This window comes from Planktothrix tepida PCC 9214, assembly GCF_900009145.1.
GTDB lineage: Bacteria > Cyanobacteriota > Cyanobacteriia > Cyanobacteriales > Microcoleaceae > Planktothrix > Planktothrix tepida.
In genome coordinates, this window is sequence record NZ_LN889796.1 from 379,966 (window position 1) to 397,680 (window position 17,715).

The window sequence follows — 17,715 nt, forward strand, 5'->3', positions numbered from 1 at the left end:
GTTATTAATCAAATTGATGGGTAGGTTCTTGAGTTTCTTCCAAGGCTTTGAGATCAGAATCTACCATTAATTTAACTAATTCTTCAAAGGTAACACTAGGTTCCCATCCTAATTTGGCTTTAGCTTTAGCAGGGTCACCAATTAAAATATCCACTTCCGCAGGACGCAGATAGCGTTCATCAAATTTGACATAATTTTGCCAATCTAAATTAACATGACCAAAGGCAATATCGAGGAATTCCCGAATTGAATGGGTTTCATTGGTAGCTACCACATAATCATCCGGTTCAGAATGTTGGAGCATCAGCCACATGGCTCGAACATAATCTTTAGCATAGCCCCAATCTCGCTTAGAATCGAGATTTCCTAAATAGATTTCCTTTTGTTTCCCTTTAACAATTCGAGCCACCGCGCGGGTAATTTTGCGGGTCACAAAGGTAGGGCCACGCCGGGGACTTTCATGGTTAAATAAAATTCCATTACAGGCAAATAAACCGTAGGATTCTCGATAGTTTACGGTTTGCCAATGTCCATAAACTTTAGCACAGGCGTAGGGGCTGCGGGGATAGAAAGGTGTCGTTTCTTTTTGGGGAATTTCTAACACTTTCCCAAACATTTCTGAAGAACCCGCTTGATAAAAACGAACTTCGATTCCGGTACGGTGTTGATAGTCTCGAATTGCTTCTAATAAACGTAAAACCCCCATTCCAACTGTATCAACGGTATATTCCGGGGAATCAAAACTGACCCGCACATGGGATTGAGCCCCAAGGTTATAAATTTCTACAGGTTTAACATCTTCCAGAATTCGGCGTAAAGTTGTACCATCGGTTAAATCTCCGTAATGTAGAAATAACCGCGCCTCAAGGTTATGCGGATCTTTATAAATATGGTCAATACGGTCAGTATTAAAGCTAGAAGAGCGACGAATAATTCCATGAACTTCATAGCCTTTTTCGAGCAACAATTCACTCAGATATGAGCCATCTTGACCCGTAATTCCCGTAATTAAGGCTCTTTTCCGTTCCGTCATTTATAGTATTCCTTATGGTCTTGTAGGTTAATATTCCCTCGTTTAATTGTACACAACAATTAACGGGGAGAAGTCTGTCTTGTTTGCACCCCAGAACCTGATCAGCAATTCAGTCCGTGAATCGATCATCCTGATCTTGCAGACTTGTCAGTCCTGGATCAGTACCCATCACCAAATTAACCTGATACCCAGTTTAATTCAAGTTAATTCCAATCCCTACTCTATCAGACTCGTTCAGTTACTGGAGAATCCTCATCCTAGTTTGAGGTTGATCAGCTAGTTAGCTCAAAATGAAACCCCTCAACTCTTGATGCACAAGGTTTAGGGGGTTTGTCAAATTCTAGGTTTGAAAATTTAAAGAAAAATAAAACAAGATTCAATTGAGCTAGGAATCTTGTATTTTTTCTGAACCTAATAAGCTCCATTATTTTTAGGAAAAATCACAACACCAATGGTTTTGATGACTATCCATAAATCCGTCCAGAAATTCTTAAAGTTGACATAGTATAAATCCATCTGAACACGACGAGGATAGGGAATATCATTGCGTCCTGAAACTTGCCATAGTCCAGTAATTCCGGGTTTGATGGTCAAAATTTTATCCATGTGACGACCATATTTATGTAGTTCTTCAACCACTAAAGGTCTAGGGCCAACTACACTCATATCCCCCATTAAAACATTCCAAAATTGGGGAAATTCATCTAAACTTGTCACCCGTAAAAACCGACCTATCCAAGTAATTCTAGGATCATGTTTGAGTTTGAAATTATTGTGAAATTCTTCCCGCAAATGGGGATGGGTTTCCATCATTTGCGCTAACATTTCATCGGCATTACTCACCATCGTTCTGAATTTAATACAACCGAACAATTTCCGGTTTTTCCCCACTCGCTCTTGGACATAAAAAACTGACCCTGGTGAGCTTAACGCAATCAGCAGAGCCAAAATTATGTAAACCGGAGCAAACAAAATCAGAACAGACAGGGAAAAGACAATATCAAAAGATCTCTTAAAAAACTCCTCGTCTAAACGCTGTCGAGACAGGGGTTGAGGCATCACCCGATCGGCCAAGGGCAAAACCCCCCGCCTTGTGAACCCACGCCGAAGTCCCTTACCAAAGATGAGTTGGCTATTGGCAGTCATCTTACTCCTTCAATTCACACCACACACAGTCCTGATCATAAAGCCTCAAGACACCCAATATAGGTAATTCGGCTTTAGTTCATCAAAATTCGGATCAAAAATCGGTCTTGACAGAAGGGGAAAACTCCAGTGGAGAAAGGGACTATAGCCCAAATTTTAATCCACTGTTAAAAGAATTCCTTGATTTTAAACCCTCTGCTTTGGGAAACCTATTTTCACGCATCCGAAATTAATTGGCATTTTAGCTGATATTTCCCGATTGAAATTGTTGCAAGCAATGCTCCACGAATCCCAAATAATGCTCTTGGAATTGTTTCGGGTTGAACCCAGAGGCGTTTAATCGAGCTATATCAGGGTTAAACCTTCCCCTAGACTCCTCAAACGCTTCTAAAGTCTCTACCAATGCCTCCTCGGTTTGGGCGGGAAACAGTAAACCCGTTGCCGAATCTGGATATTGTCGCAGATCTCGCACCGTTTCCAAAGCACCTCCCGCACCGTAAGCAATCACAGGAGTACCACAAGCTTGAGCTTCTACTAAGGCCATGCCAAAATCCTCACAGGAGGCATAGACAAAGGCTTTAGCATCCCTCATATACTGGTCTACTACTTCATTGGGCTGCCATCCTAAGACCTGAACATTGGGTTTTGCCAGTTGTTGAATCGCCTTTAAATCGGGGCCGGTGCCAATCACCACTAAAGGGTATCCGAGGCGATTGAACGCTTGCACAATCAATGAGATTTTTTTATAACTTACCAAACGACAAACGGTTAAGTAAAAATCTTGTTTTTGCGGCTGAAACTCAAATCTTTCCACCTGCACTGGGGGATAAATCACCGTAGCTGGCCGACGATAACACCGCCAAATCCGTCGAGCCGTATGTTTAGAATTGGCAATAAAATAATCCACTCGGTTCGCTGAGATTACATCCCACTGCCGCAAACGATGTAGTAGATAGCGCGTTAACACCCCTTGTAGCCCTTTTCCTGCTAAACTACTGTTGAGATAGTCAAAGGTTAAATCCCAGGCGTAGCGCATTGGGGTATGGCAGTAACACAGATGCAGTTGATGGGGACTGGTCAGCACTCCTTTAGCAACGGCATGGGAAGACGAGAGGATCACATCATAATCTCGGACATCGAGTTGTTCAATGGCGAGGGGAAGTAAAGGCAAATATTTCTGCACCCCAGAACGCGCCTGGGGAAACTGTTGAAGAAAGGTTGTGCCAATGGTACGTTGATACAAATAGCTGTCAGGGTTTGTGGATTCAAAATCAATCAGCGCGTAAACATCCGCTTCAATATGGTTGAGAATTTCCTGCACAACAAGTTCTGAACCACCCGTCGCCAAGGGTGTTAACCATTCATGAACCAGTGCATAGCTTAACGACACAGCAAATATCTAATCCAAGAGAGTGCAAGAATCAATATCGCACAGCTTGGGAATTCGAGAAATATGTTAATGTCCGGCGTTTAACTCCTGATCAAAAAATTTTGATCTGTTCCGGGAAAACCTGAATCCTAATTCACCCAATATAGGTTATCTTGTTCTAAACTGTTCAGAATTATCAAAGTCATTCAGGGTGCAGGGGAAATAGGGATGGCGATATAACCCACATTCCGCCCTCAAAGTTAATGGGTGTTCGCATAAAATGGGTCTAGCTTCTATTCCGAGGGTTAGCCCTAAATAACAATTCTGTGATGGGTGGTATTCTGCTTCAAGTATAAGTCGCTTCCTCCTTCCCACTCAGATTTGGTATAACCCAGAGGATATTGGATTGATGCTGTCTCGTTAGTTACTGGTCTATTTCCCTGTCCTAGCTGTCAGCAAAACACCAGTTCATGAGTCTTTTATTAAACCCCCAATTCAATCTTGAAACTCTTGAATGATGCTAGAAGAAAAACTTTCCCAAGAATCTTTTACGGGTCACGTCAACTCCCTATTCCCAGACCTTGAAACCTGGAAAAATACAACCTTTGATCTCAAAGTCTGGCATGACAAACAAAACCCGAAATCCTCCCCGTCTACTGACCCTTCTGAAACCCCATTAGAACGGCGAGAAATCTTTGAAGCGATCGCAGAAGCCACCCCTATTCCGATTATTATTAGTCGCTTATCCGATGGCTTAATTTTATATGCCAATGTCATGTCCAGTAATTTATTTGGTTTTTCGCTGAAGCTTCTCAAAACGATTAAAACCCTTGACTTTTATCTCTTTCCTTTAGATCGGCAAAAATTAATTGAAAAAGTCATAGCGGAAGGCTATGTTCATAACTATGAACTGCAAGTCAAAAAAATGAATGGAACCCCCTTTTGGGTTATGGGTTCTTTCCAGATTTTACTCTTTCAAGGAGAACGAGCGATACTCTCGATTTTCCATGATATTACAGAACGAAAACAAGCCGAACAAACCCTACAAGTCAGTACAGAACGTCTACATCGTCAAAATGTTGCTCTGCGGGATTTAAGTCGAGAACAAACCCGCAATTGTGATCATCTGGATATTGCCATTCGCCAAATTACTGAAACCGCAGCCAATACATTAGAAGTAGATCGCGTCAGTGTTTGGCTTAATAGTAGCATTCGTTATGCTATCTTAAAAACAGAACAATCTCCTGAATTCATTCCTAAATTTAACGTTGAATCTGGGATAGAAAAGCAGGGTTTAGATTGGATTTGTTTAGATTTGTATGAACGTCAAACCCATCACCATTCCCCGGAAGATTTATCCCTTGTTAATCATTGTTTTACCCATTGTTCAACTCCGATTAATCCTCAACCTGCACCTTTTTCTCCTGAGCGTTCATTTCCTCTCGATTTATCATCAGTTGATCGATCTATTTCTTCTGAATCTTACCTGGATGATCTTCCCTATTCCCAGAGAAACCGTTTAGATGTACCGATTTGGTTGGGGGGGAAAATTATTGGGTTTATCTGTGTAGAATATCCCAGTAATCAACAGAAATGTAATCTTGAAGATCGAACTTTTATTGATTCCTTAGCGAATTTAGTTGCCTTAGCCATTGAACGATTTGAACGCCGAAAAGCTGAACAAGCTCTAGCCCAGGTGAAGGCAGAATTAGAAATCAGAGTTAAAAAACGCACGACAGAATTACAAGATGCAATTCAACAATTGCGAACTGAAATGATTGAACGGTTGAAGGTTGAATCTATTTTACAAACCGCTTTAGATCAAGCTCAAACTGCTAACCAAGCCAAAAGTACCTTTTTAGCGAATATGAGTCATGAGTTAAGAACACCGTTACACGCTATTATTGGGTTTAGTGATTTATTACTGGAAGAAGTTTTAGATCGTGGGATTAATGATTTATTACCCGATGTACAGAAAATTCGTCAGTCGGGTTCCCATTTACTCACCATGATTAATGAAATCTTGGATTTATGTAAAGTAGAATCGGGGCGAATGCCTTTGAATGTGGAAACCTTTGAAGTCGCTAGTTTGATTCATGACGTGGTGACCACCTTACAACCTCTAGCGGATCAAAATCAAAATACAATGCAAATTTGTTGTAAAAACAATTTAGATCTGATGGAGGGAGATATGGGTAAAATCCGACAAATTTTTTATAATTTGCTCAGTAATGCCTTGAAATTTACCCAAAAGGGGAAAGTTACCCTGACATTAAACCGAGAACATAATGGCGACTTAGACTGGATTTGTTTTCAAGTGAGTGACACTGGAATTGGGATTTCCTTAGAACAACAGCAAACATTATTTCAAGCTTTTACCCAAGTGGATAATTCCTTTAGTCGTCAATATGGCGGAACCGGTTTAGGCTTAACGGTAACCCACCATTTCTGCAAAATGATGGGAGGACAAATTAAAGTGTCTAGCAAACTGGGAGTTGGTTCTACCTTTACGGTTTATCTGCCTACTTCCCTCCCCGGTCTATCGTAAAAATAAAGAATAACCTGAAATTGCCACGTTTTCTTGATTTAGTGTTAGTTTAAAGGGAGAGAGTATTGGATGGATCTTGCTTAGGATGTCCCCTAAAGGAAACGCATCCCAGTCCAAGCAGCAAACCCATTTAATCCATCTCCCCTTTTTAGGGAAAAACCACCAGCAATTAATTAAAAAAGATTAATTCACTATGTCCAGATATGACTCCCACTTACGATGCTCGTTCTGCGGTAAATCTCAAGAGCAAGTTCGCAAATTAATTGCAGGCCCAGGTGTTTATATCTGTGATGAGTGCGTTGAACTCTGTAACGAAATTTTAGAAGAAGAATTTTCTGACCGCAATCGGGCCAAGGCTTCAGTGAGCGGCCAGCCAGAGGCACGTTCCTCAAAACAGTCTGCAACGAAAGGATTTTCTCTGACTTCCATTCCTAAACCCATTGAAATTAAAAACTATTTAGATGATCATGTGATTGGTCAGGATGGGGCGAAAAAAGTTCTATCTGTTGCAGTTTATAATCATTATAAACGCTTAGGTGCTGAAAAATTAAACGGTTCTGATTCAGGAGCCGATGATTTTGTCGAATTACAAAAAGCCAATATTCTGTTAATGGGGCCGACGGGTTGTGGCAAAACCTTACTCGCCCAATCTTTAGCGAAATTATTAGATGTTCCCTTTGCCGTTGCCGATGCGACAACGTTAACGGAAGCGGGTTATGTGGGGGATGATGTTGAAAATATCTTACTGCGACTGTTACAGGTTGCCGATTTTGATATTGAAGCGGCGCAACGGGGAATTATTTATATTGATGAAATTGATAAAATTGCCCGTAAAAGTGAAAATACCTCGATTACACGAGATGTATCTGGGGAAGGGGTACAACAAGCCCTCTTAAAAATGTTAGAAGGAACGGTTGTTAATGTTCCTCCCCAAGGCGGAAGAAAGCATCCCTATCAAGATTTTATCCAAATTGACACCAGTAAAATTTTATTTGTTTGTGGGGGAGCGTTCGTTGGGTTAGAAAAACTCATTGAACAGCGCTTAGGTAAAAAATCCCTCGGTTTTATTCAGTCGGGAGAAGACAATAAAACAACAATTACTCCCCTCCAGTCCGATGAAATTTTATATCACGTTCAACCGGAAGATTTAGTCAAATTTGGTTTAATTCCCGAATTCATAGGACGGCTTCCGGTTTTAACTCGTGTTTCTCCGTTGGATGAAGGGGCGTTGATGCAAATTTTAACTGAGCCGAGTAATGCTTTAGTCAAACAATATAAAAAGCTATTACGCATGGATAATGTGCGGTTAGAATTTGAATCGGAAGCGTTAAAAGCGATTGCCAAAGAAGCCTTCCGTCGCAAAACAGGAGCCAGAGCATTACGGGGAATTCTGGAGGAATTAATGTTAGAAGTTATGTATGAAATCCCCTCCAGAAAAGATGTTGTTCGCTGTGTGATTACCCAGGAAATGGTGGAAAAACGTTCCACAGCAGAAGTTTTATGGCATCCCGCTTGGCATCGACAACACGAGTCAGCATAATCTTAATTGCTCATCATTCATTAACTTGCTCCTATGAAGTAAAATTCGATTTGTAGGGGCAAGTTTTTAAATTTTGAAAAACTTATCCAGCTAGAATTTTAGTTTTATTAAGCTTAGTCTTACAAAACCGCATCGGAGATCATATCTGGTGGGTGAGCGATGTCCGCAAGTTCCAATCCCATTATCCCAATTGGCAATTTCAATATGGGTTAAAAGATATTTTAGTGCAGATTTATGAAGCATTAAGTCAACGAGAAAACGTTGTCATTAAGGCCTAGGGAAGAGTGCGAAGTGCGGAGTGCGGAATGCGGGGTGCGGGGTGCAGGGTACGGAGTTAAAAACTATAGCCTGTGTCCTGTCTCCTGCTATAAAACGATATTGAGGAATTATTATGAAATGGCACAATGAGCCGCCGGTTTGGAATGAACAACAACAGACATTAACGGTGACTTCTGGAGAGAAAACCGACTTTTGGCGTAAAACCCACTATGGATTTATTCGGGATACGGGACACTTTTACTATGAGGAAGTCACAGGGGATTTTGTCGCCGTTGTGAAAATCACTGGACAGTATGAAGTGTTGTATGATCAAGCCGGACTGATGATCCGCGAGAATGACACAACTTGGCTGAAGTGCGGAATTGAATTTGTTGAGGGGGTGCAATATGCCAGTACCGTTGTGACACGGGAGTTTTCCGACTGGTCTGTCGTTCAGTTACCCCATAACCCGACTTCATTATGGCTGGAGTTAGAACGCAAAGGTGGCACCGTACAGGTGAAATATTCCCTGGATGGTGAAGACTACACGATGATGCGGTTGGCGTATCTGACGGAAGCTGAGACGGTGCAAGTTGGCCCCATGTTTGCTTCGCCAGAACGGGAAGGGTTTCAAGCAACGTTTGAGGACTTCCAAATTAAGCCTCTCTAGGGTTATTCACAGTAGCTCTTGCCGAGTTGACGAGCCACAGGTAAACCGACAATGAGACAGGCAGCACCAACAACCGCACAGTTTTCGGGGGCAAATTCTCCTCCCGGTTGTAGAATGCTGTCATCCTCTAAATTTTGGTAATTTTTTTGCGCCTCTGCATCGGTGATATACTCATCCCTAGAAAATCTGATCTGGTGTTGATACTGTTGCAGCCAGGTTTCATGGTGGATGACTAAGGTTGCTAAAATTTCCGGTCGCAAACTCAACAAGTCCATTGCCACTCCTGTAACCACCAGTTCGGCGCCTCCGGTTTGCAGCAACTCCCGCAAGGCAAGAATTTCAGGATAGTCTGTGGAACTATTTTCAGGACGGTTAAACAGTTCTTCGGCAACTTCCCGCAGAATTGTATTGGTAATATTAAAAGAATCCTGGGGCTGTTTGTCCGAATTTGTGGGTTGAAACACCATTGAGGGGATAATATGATACAGTCCAGCCCCATCCGCAACCTGAGCAGAACGGCGACTGACATAGTAGCGGTAAGATTTCCCATCATAAGCGGCAAACAGACAAGAAATTGCCACCGTTGCACTGCGATGCGCTCCTGTCCAAACGTCTTGGAGAGCAGCTTCTCCGGTTTGGTTTTGGTGAAGTGCCCGACGCAGAGGCATTCTTTCATATAAAGTGGCAAAGTCTAATTCAGGGGTTTGGCTGATGGTGCGAGTTAACTCCTGCTCCAGCACCATGCAGGTATTCACCATATCAAAATAATAGCCCTCCGCACACCGCAAACGGGGATAGGCAGATGCAGCATCTAACTCTAAAAATACATAAGTTCGACCATTCCACAAATGTTGGTTCTTTTGTTTCATCTCCTCTAACAACGGGCTGGAACTGGGAAATTGACGGGTATCTTCCGTGAGTTCCTGCAACACCGCTTCAGGGTTATCCAGAATGCAAGGTTTCACGGTGACAGGATAGGGAATACCCGCAGGACTTTTGAGGAGAGCGTCTTCTCCATAGAGCCAAGCTAGAAAATTGCTGATCATCAATATTTGATTAGACATTAAGTTGAGCAAAACTTCTGACAATACCATTAAATTATTTTGCCAGAGTTCTAATATAGTAGTCGCGTCTGGCAGTTAGGACATCGACTGATATTAAACCCTAGAGGGTCAAGTCTTTTCCTTCCTGTTCCCTGCTATCAACAGTTAAGGAAGCAAAAAAATGAAAATCAACTTCTTGATCCCTACTCTAATTTCCTGTTGGTATTTAAAAGATACAGATAGCAGCCGGATGAAAGTTACAAGGATTCAACGTGTTGAACCTTTGCCACTTTCCACTTATCAGCAAGATGCCAATTTACCTGCTTGGTGACCCACTCATTTAAACTAATAATTCCTCTAATTTATGTTGATTCCAAAGGGTCTGATATAATCCTTTTAAGGCAACTAATTCAGCATGGGTTCCCGTTTGAATAATATGCCCTTGATCCATGACGAAAATGCGATCCGCCGTTGCCGCTGCCGACATTTGATGGGAGATAAACACAACAGTTTTGCGCTGGACTCCGATTTTTAAATTCTGTAAAATTTCTGTTGCTGTTTGATTATCCACACTGGAAAGGGCATCATCTAAAATTAAAAGGGGTGCATCCACTAATAATGCTCTTGCTAACGCAGTTCGTTGTCGTTGTCCCCCGGATAATTGAATTCCTCGTTCTCCCACTAGAGTTTCATATTGTTTGGGAAAATTCAAAATTTCTTCATGAATTTTAGCCATTTTAGCAACTTTTTCAATTTCTGATTGTTCAGCTAGAGGGTTGCCATAGGCAATATTATTGCTAATACTGGTACTAAATAAAAAGCTTTCTTGAGGAACATAAGCGATCGCACGTCTTAAATCAGATAATGTTAATTGAGTAATATCCTGACCATCTACAAATAACTGATCCATCTTAATATCTAATAACCGAGGAATAGCATTCGCTAAGGTTGTTTTTCCAGAACCAATAGGGCCAACAATTGCAACAGTTTCTCCTGGTTTAATCATAAAATTAACATCATTTAAAGCCGGAATTGTGCTTCTGAGATAACTATAGGTTAGATGAAAAGCACTTAACCATCCTTTAACAGGAGTGGGTAAGGGTAAAGGTTCTAAAGGATCTTTAATCCGAGGTTCAACACTTAAAATGGCTTCAATTCGATCAATACTGACTTCTCCTCGCTGATAGGTTGTAATTGTAAATCCTAATAAAGCTGTGGGAAAAACTAAGCGTTCAACATATAAAATTAAAGCAACAAAATTCCCGATACTGAGTTCTCCATTGGCGATCGCTTCATCCCCCACTCCTAATAAAATTAGAAAGCTTAAACTTGCAATTCCGCCTAAAATTGGGAATAAAAGATTACGGGTTTTAGCCAACTCTAAATTGGCTTCAAATAATTCCTGGTTATGACCTGCAAAAGCTTTCCGTTCATTCTCTTCCTGAGCATAAATCTTAATTAAAGAAATCCCACTCATATCCTCCTGAATCAAATCACTAATATTTGATAGTTTTTCCTGAACCGTCATTTGTTGATCTCGAAGCTTTCCACTAAAAACCTGCACTAAAATCAACATCAACGGATAAACTGAAATCGATAATAAAGTTAATCGCAGGTTAATCGCTAACATGACCGGAAGGGTTAACCCGTAAGCAAATATCGTATTCGCAAGACTGAGAACGGCAAACCCTAATAAACGGCGAATACTATCAACATCACTGGTGGAACGATTAATTAAATCTCCAACGGTACTTTCGGAAAAATAGGAAGGTTCTAAAGTTAATAAATGATTAAAAATCCTTTGCTTTAAATCAAATTCGACTTGACGACCCACCCCAAAAATAACAATGCGGGAAATCATCCGAATTACCCACATCATCGAAGCTAAAAGAAAAATCAATAATACTTGACGCTGTACCGTGTCAAACTCAATTGCAACTTGGAGTTCATCAACTACATTCCGAATTAAAATTGGAATATAAACCCCCACAGCATTAACCAGGAATAATGCCACAATTCCTAATGTTGCTTTTTTCCAATGGGGACGTAAATAGCCGATCAGTTTTTGTAATCGAGAAGATTTCATATTTAGGTGAATAAAGTTAAGCGATTAAATGATGGGTTGGGTGTGTGTAATGCAGTTTATACAGTATAAATGACCTCTTTCTATACTGCAAATTACTGAGTCCTCTGCTTTCAGGTTCAGAATTTTTACAATATAGTCCGGTATTGGTAAAGCTAAAGAATTACCCAAGTTGCTGATGTGTATTTTGGCTGTCATACATTTGCGATTTTAATGCTCAGGTTTATTCAGGTTTATCTATTATAACAACTAGATGTAATCGCGTGGGGTTCAGAAACCGCGTTTCTTAAAAAATCATCCAAGAAACTGAGTTTATCCTGTAAAAAATTATTGATAACTATCCCAACAACCGACTATTTTTTTCCCTCTTTCCTCTTTTTCTGCTAACTCTAGGTTGAGTTTGAATAATTTCTCTAAAAGATCATCATCGGGATTAAATTCATAAGCCTCCATTGCTAATTTATCTAATTGTTGATGGAGTTTATACAGTTGACTGCTAGGCTCAGTAAAATATTTGTTGTATAATTGGGTGATTCCCCATTGTTTTTTCTCCATTTGTGCTGTCCGATATTCATGGAGTTTAATCATGGTTTCTCTGATTTTTTCAACTACCTTTTTAGTCGGTGTTTGCGGAAAGGGAAAGGTTTCAAAACAGGTTTTATGAGTGTAGCGTATTCTATCTTCTAAAGTTGAACTTTGTGCTTTTACCCAAATACGATGAATATTTGAGGTTAATATTCCTAAGATGTAAAAATCATCTGATGCTACAATTACAGTAGAATCACCGGGTAGCCATTCTTTTTGAACCGGAATAAAAATAGACCATTTAGAATGTCGAGGAATAGCAAAATAAAAAGATAAATTTTTAATTGCTTCCCTCATGGCCGGACGTTTTTCACCAAATCTCCACCAGTTTAACTTGGTAATTTCTCGCCTATTTTTATCTCTTTCTGGCTTAACAGTAGCTTTTATATGTTCAAAAGGTAATTGATAATCACTAGCATCTTCTAAACTCATATCATTAAAATCAATAATCCACCTATCCGGTTTTCCATGAGGATTTCTAGCTAAATCTTTAGCATCTAAAAATTGCTTTAATACCGTGTTATTATTATCATTACTTTTAATATATCTTTTAACGTCTTCTTCTGTGATCAAAAACCCTTGTCCGGTTGGTTGAACCCCTTTAAAAGCATAATTATAATTAGCTTTAATTATACCTACTTGTGAAACATCTATGGTAGTTGTCAAAGATGAATTAATTTGTTTAACTAATTGATGATCTAAATAATATTCTTTGGGATTTTCATAACACCAATTAACAATACTAACATGAACGGCTGCTTCACCTGACCAAACTTGTGTTGAAATTGCTTCGTGAATATAAGCATTATTTTGAGTAATATAATCTAAGGATGCTTTTCTTCCTAGCCCTTGACTAATAGAATTAGTACCCACTAATCCAGCCCTACCTTTTTGATTCATATTATCATGTGCTAACCTAAACCAATAAATACAAAAATCTACTTTATCTTTAACATTTGAAAATTTATCGAAAACTTTTTCTATGTATTCATCTCCTAATTCTAATCTTACTTTATTTCCCCCTAAAAAGGGAGGATTGCCAATAATAGCATCAGCCTTCACCCAATCACTAAAAAGAGCATCTTTACAGATAATATTATTATCCAAAGTATCTAAAGGTAAAGCAGATTCAGTTAAATTAAACTTATCAATTGCCACCTTACGTCCTATCATTAAAGTAACTCTAGCTAACTCCACGGCAAAAGGATTAAGATCCATTCCATAAAACTGATGGGGAGTAACAAAACTGATGTGTAATTGATCAATATTGGTAGTTTTTTTACTCATAATTTTATGAATTAAAAGCTGCTCAAGGCGTTTTAATTCCTGATAAGCAATATAAAGAAAATTCCCACTCCCGCAAGCTGGATCTAAGACTTTATAATTGAGTAATTCTACCTGCAATTGATACAATTTCTTGAGAGTATTTGCTTCCTCAATACGCTCCTCCCAATACTGACTAATAGTAGGGCGAACAATGTTCATTATGTCACTTTCTGAAGTATAATGAATTCCGTAGGAATGACGGTCTTTTTTATTAACCCAGCCTTCAAAAATATTCCCAAAAATTGAGGGTCTAACCTGACTCCAATCCTGTCTCGCAGCCACATCTAAAAATTCTAATTCTTTCTCTGTTAAATCAATGGGATAAATTGTAGAAAATAGTCCCCCATTAAAATAATCTACACCTTTATAACGCCCAGCCGCAGTAATTCCGGTTTGATTCATTTCTCTAAATAATCCGCCAATGATATCATAAGAGCTTAGTTTATTTTGAAGACAATCTTGTACACAAGCAATAAATAAATCTTGAGGTAATAATCCCCGATCTTCGGCAAACATGGCTAACACACATTGTAAAATAAAACGTTGAACAATTAATTCAGAATGTTTTTTTTTGACAATCTTTCGTATAAAATTGTAAATAATTCCGCCATTCTTCGGGCTGCGATTTCAGTAATTTCTACTTGATTATTTCTAAAAACAGGAGTCCGATTTCCCAACTCCATAAAAGCAAAAGCACTCGCTCTTTCTACTAAGTTAATAACAGCGACTTTATCAACAGGTTCATCTAATTGATTATCAAAATCAAAAATCCAAAATTCATCAAAATTACAAAGGATCACATAACGAGGGCGATTCGGTACTAAACGTTGCCAATAAGCAAAAGCTTGGGCATAATGTTTATTGAGATCCTCACCCCGTTGTTTCATCTCAATTAAAACTTTAGGTTTCCAAATTAAATCAGCAAAACCAGTTTTACCTTTTTGGCTCCCTTTTTTGATCGCTTCCTCATATTTTGCACCCGCTTCTAAAGCACCCTCATAACCGAATGCTTTAAAAAAACGATCTAAAAAAGTTTGTGCTTCTTTTCTTTCTTGTCCTGTGATATGTTCTTTACAGAAATCAATAAATTTTTGTAAGCTTTCCGGTGTTGCTGACATTTGACAATCCTTACGCTGGTTTTAACTCATTAGATAGCCTTGTAGATATAGTAATTTTTTCTAAGAGAACTTCTGTGGATTGTCAGAAACTGGGTTTCTTTAATAAACCCGGTGTCTAGTAGTTTAAAGTGTCTTTTAACGTTCTGGAAATAGCTTACATTCCCTAGCTGTGGGTTTATTAACTTCCCCTAAACGAGAGTTTAAAAATCGATCCATCCAATTTTCAAAATAAATCCGATTCGCTTGTTTTTGCTCAGGATCAGAGGTACTAATGGGATAGGGTGCTAATCCAATAATGGCGGCAGTTGTTACACAATACATGGACTTTTGAAAACTTTGGCAAATTTGTACCCGTAAATCATCTTCTCCGCGACAACTATTTTGATAAATATTGTGTAAATAGTCAGGTAGAAAATGACGCATATCTTGCATTAATTGAGTGGGGGGAATTCCTGAACCCCCAATAGGTAAAGGATCGGCGTATAATGCACCATAAGCAAACTCTTTTTGTTCCAGGGGAATTTGATGGGCTTGAGCATTATAAGAAACGGTTCCCGGAAATGGAGTTCCTCGGAAAAACACCGCTTCAACATAGGGAACAGCCGTATCCATTAAAAAGGTTAATTTTGCTGATTTGGGGAGAATATCATAGACTTTATTGTTAATTTTGATGCTATAAGTAATCGGTTTATTGGCTGATTCAACTAATCCTGATAAAATATGATTCACAACATCAGGAATTGATTTAATTTCTCCGTGATCATAGCGATCAGATAGGGAAATAAACATATCACTCATGACTCGCCAAAATTGACCTAATCCACTGTAATAGGCGAGTTGTCGAATTTGTTCGGGGAGGAATTCTGGGAAAAGACGATGCAAGGTTTGGATCATTAAATTTCCCTTTGTTTTAACTTGAATAGCCGTTTCAGCTAACTGGAGAAATTCAGGAGAATCTAAATATTGATCTAAGCCACCGCCTCCATGCCAAAACATGGTTTTCATACAATATTCAGCATATTCAAAGTTAATTCGATCATGCCACCAATATTGCAATAATTTTTGAGTTTTTACCTCGCCATTAAAATATTTAAAAAACGGAAATAATTCTAAAAACTGTTCATTGGCAATATATATTAAATTTTTGGAATAGGCATCCAAAACAATGCCATAACTTTTTAAAATGCCAACCACTTCCACCAAATTTTCAGGATAATCGGGTAATAAAGCTTCACCAGACTCTAGGCGATAAATATACTCAGACAGAGGGTGTTGAGAAGCCGCAGAAGATTGGGTCAGAGTCATTTTGTTTAAAGTTTTGATTAAAATTAAGGTTTATTTTATTTTACAATCATATTGGAGTAAGTGTGAGAAATCACTCTGACAATTTAACAAAAAAAGTCAGAGTGACATGAGAACGGTTAAAGTTTTTCGGCTAGATGATGAGCAAATAAAGGTTGGGTATGGGCTAATGCTGTTGTGGACGCATCACTTAACCTGACCATTAAATTGGGCTGAATTCCTAACACAACAATAATGAGTGCTAAAATCATAGCTGGAATGCGATCGCGCCATTGTACCGGGGGTAAATTCACCACATATTCGGAGAGGCGACCAAAGAACGCTTTATTCATCATCATTAAGAAGTAAACGGAGGTTAATCCGGTTCCCACCATGCACAATAATGTTTGTACCGGGAACACATCCATACTCCCTCTAAAGATAATAAATTCTGCCACAAATCCCACTAAACCGGGTATCCCTGCACTCGCCATCACGGCTAAAATCATGATCGTTCCAATTAAGGGTAAACCCCGTTCTGGGTTTAATAACCCTTGAATAATATCTAAGTCTCGACTTCCCGCTTTTCGATACACGACCCCAACGGTTAAAAACATTAATCCAGAGATTAAACCATGACTCACCATTTGCATCACTGAACCTAACAAACTGGTGGAGTTAGCGGCAGCAAACCCTAATAAAATATAGCCCATGTGAGCAATGGAACTATAAGCCACCATTTTCTTCATATCTTTCTGATAAATGGCACAAAAGGCTCCATATAAAACGGTCACAACAGCCCAACTCGCCATCCAGGGAGAAATCACTAACCAAGCATCAGGAAATAAACCTACACCAAAGCGTAATAACCCGTAGGTTCCTAACTTTAATAAGACCCCCGCTAATAGTACGGAAACGGGGGTTGAGGCTTCGACGTGAGCATCGGGTAGCCAGGTATGAAAGGGAACCAGAGGAATTTTAATTCCAAACCCAATTAAAAGACCTCCTAATAAAATCAATTGTGTATTTAAGGGTAAAGAAGAAACGCCTAAAGAGGTTGCACTAATGGTATCTAAATCAAAATCAAGGGTATTAGTCAGCCAAACAATGCCTAAAAATGACGCTAAAATTAAAAATCCTGAAACTGCTGTGTAGAGTAAGAATTTAGTCGCGGCATACCCTTTATTTTTGCCTCCCCAAATCGCAATTAATAGGTAAAGGGGAATCAATTCCACTTCATAAAACAGTAGAAACAATAATAAATTTTGGGATAAAAACGTTCCCGCAATTCCAGCCGCAATCAACAAAATTGAGGAATAATACAATTGATGGCGACTAATCCCTACATTGGTACTGATAATGGCAATGGTAATTAATAAACCATTTAAAATGACTAAAGGTAAGGATAAGCCATCGACCCCTAAGTAATAATTTAATCCCAAGGGTGTAAGCCAAGGAATATATTCTTTAAATTGTAAAGAAGGATTACTCGGATCAAATAATCCCGCTAAAACCAACGACCATAAAAATAGTCCTCCCGCTATCACAATAGACAATTGACGAGCGGTTTTACTAGAGAGATTTGGCCAAAATGCAATTAAAGCCGCACCTAACAAAGGAACCCAAATTAATACACTCAGCATAAATCAGTTATCAGTTATCAGTTATCAGTTATCAGTTATCAGTTATCAGTTATCAGTTATCAGTTATCAGTT

Annotated in this window: 14 protein-coding genes; 5 read left to right on the forward strand and 9 right to left on the reverse strand. The window is 39.2% G+C overall.

Annotation, left to right across the window (positions count from 1 at the left end):
- Positions 1-4 precede the first annotated feature (4 nt).
- The 3 genes from gmd to PL9214_RS12370 form a co-directional block, all read right to left on the reverse strand.
- Entirely contained in the window at positions 5-1,033 is a 1,029-nt protein-coding gene (gmd, locus tag PL9214_RS12360; protein ID WP_072719102.1) for a GDP-mannose 4,6-dehydratase, read from the reverse strand.
- Positions 1,034-1,444: 411 nt separating this feature from the next.
- Positions 1,445-2,179, reverse strand: coding sequence for an undecaprenyl-phosphate galactose phosphotransferase family protein (locus PL9214_RS12365; protein ID WP_072719103.1), 735 nt, complete (start codon positions 2,177-2,179; stop codon positions 1,445-1,447).
- A 241-nt stretch (positions 2,180-2,420) separates the two neighbouring features.
- Positions 2,421-3,569, reverse strand: a complete 1,149-nt coding sequence (locus PL9214_RS12370) for a glycosyltransferase (RefSeq protein ID WP_072719104.1) — start codon at positions 3,567-3,569, stop codon at positions 2,421-2,423.
- A gap of 493 nt (positions 3,570-4,062) precedes the next feature.
- On the opposite strand from PL9214_RS12370, the gene PL9214_RS12375 reads away from it, so the two are divergent.
- The 4 genes from PL9214_RS12375 to PL9214_RS12385 all read left to right on the forward strand — a co-directional run bounded on the left by PL9214_RS12375 (position 4,063) and on the right by PL9214_RS12385 (position 8,564).
- Positions 4,063-6,096, forward strand: a complete 2,034-nt coding sequence (locus PL9214_RS12375; RefSeq protein ID WP_083579990.1) for an ATP-binding protein — start codon at positions 4,063-4,065, stop codon at positions 6,094-6,096.
- A gap of 193 nt (positions 6,097-6,289) precedes the next feature.
- On the forward strand, positions 6,290-7,636 hold the full coding sequence (clpX, locus tag PL9214_RS12380; protein ID WP_072719105.1) for an ATP-dependent protease ATP-binding subunit ClpX: 1,347 nt from the start codon (positions 6,290-6,292) through the stop codon (positions 7,634-7,636).
- A 152-nt stretch (positions 7,637-7,788) separates the two neighbouring features.
- A complete protein-coding gene (locus tag PL9214_RS32700) occupies positions 7,789-7,914 on the forward strand; it encodes a hypothetical protein (protein WP_281250325.1) in 126 nt (41 codons plus the stop codon).
- A gap of 113 nt (positions 7,915-8,027) precedes the next feature.
- A complete protein-coding gene (locus PL9214_RS12385; RefSeq protein ID WP_072719106.1) occupies positions 8,028-8,564 on the forward strand; it encodes a DUF1349 domain-containing protein in 537 nt (178 codons plus the stop codon).
- A 2-nt stretch (positions 8,565-8,566) separates the two neighbouring features.
- On the opposite strand, the gene PL9214_RS12390 is transcribed toward PL9214_RS12385, so the two are convergent.
- Positions 8,567-9,628 carry a hypothetical protein gene (locus PL9214_RS12390; protein WP_139295043.1) on the reverse strand — a complete coding sequence of 354 codons (1,062 nt, stop codon included), beginning with the start codon at positions 9,626-9,628 and terminating at the stop codon, positions 8,567-8,569.
- 160 nt (positions 9,629-9,788) lie between these two features.
- Here PL9214_RS12390 and PL9214_RS31240 point away from each other — a divergent pair, with 160 nt between their 5' ends.
- Positions 9,789-9,938: a hypothetical protein gene (locus PL9214_RS31240; RefSeq protein WP_186440349.1), complete on the forward strand. Its 150-nt coding sequence runs from the start codon at positions 9,789-9,791 to the stop codon at positions 9,936-9,938.
- A 9-nt stretch (positions 9,939-9,947) separates the two neighbouring features.
- Here PL9214_RS31240 and PL9214_RS12395 read toward each other — a convergent pair whose 3' ends face one another.
- The 5 genes from PL9214_RS12395 to PL9214_RS12410 form a co-directional block, all read right to left on the reverse strand.
- On the reverse strand, positions 9,948-11,693 hold the full coding sequence (locus PL9214_RS12395; RefSeq protein WP_072719108.1) for an ABC transporter ATP-binding protein: 1,746 nt from the start codon (positions 11,691-11,693) through the stop codon (positions 9,948-9,950).
- 324 nt (positions 11,694-12,017) lie between these two features.
- On the reverse strand, positions 12,018-14,117 hold the full coding sequence (locus PL9214_RS12400; protein ID WP_245824237.1) for a class I SAM-dependent DNA methyltransferase: 2,100 nt from the start codon (positions 14,115-14,117) through the stop codon (positions 12,018-12,020).
- Positions 14,118-14,152: 35 nt separating this feature from the next.
- On the reverse strand, positions 14,153-14,719 hold the full coding sequence (locus PL9214_RS32300) for a type IIL restriction-modification enzyme MmeI (protein ID WP_245824238.1): 567 nt from the start codon (positions 14,717-14,719) through the stop codon (positions 14,153-14,155).
- 135 nt (positions 14,720-14,854) lie between these two features.
- Positions 14,855-16,024 carry a CO2 hydration protein gene (locus PL9214_RS12405; protein WP_072719109.1) on the reverse strand — a complete coding sequence of 390 codons (1,170 nt, stop codon included), beginning with the start codon at positions 16,022-16,024 and terminating at the stop codon, positions 14,855-14,857.
- 116 nt (positions 16,025-16,140) lie between these two features.
- The gene (locus PL9214_RS12410; RefSeq protein ID WP_072719110.1) at positions 16,141-17,643 is read right to left on the reverse strand and encodes an NADH-quinone oxidoreductase subunit M; all 1,503 of its coding nucleotides are present in this window, start codon (positions 17,641-17,643) and stop codon (positions 16,141-16,143) included.
- Positions 17,644-17,715 lie beyond the last annotated feature (72 nt).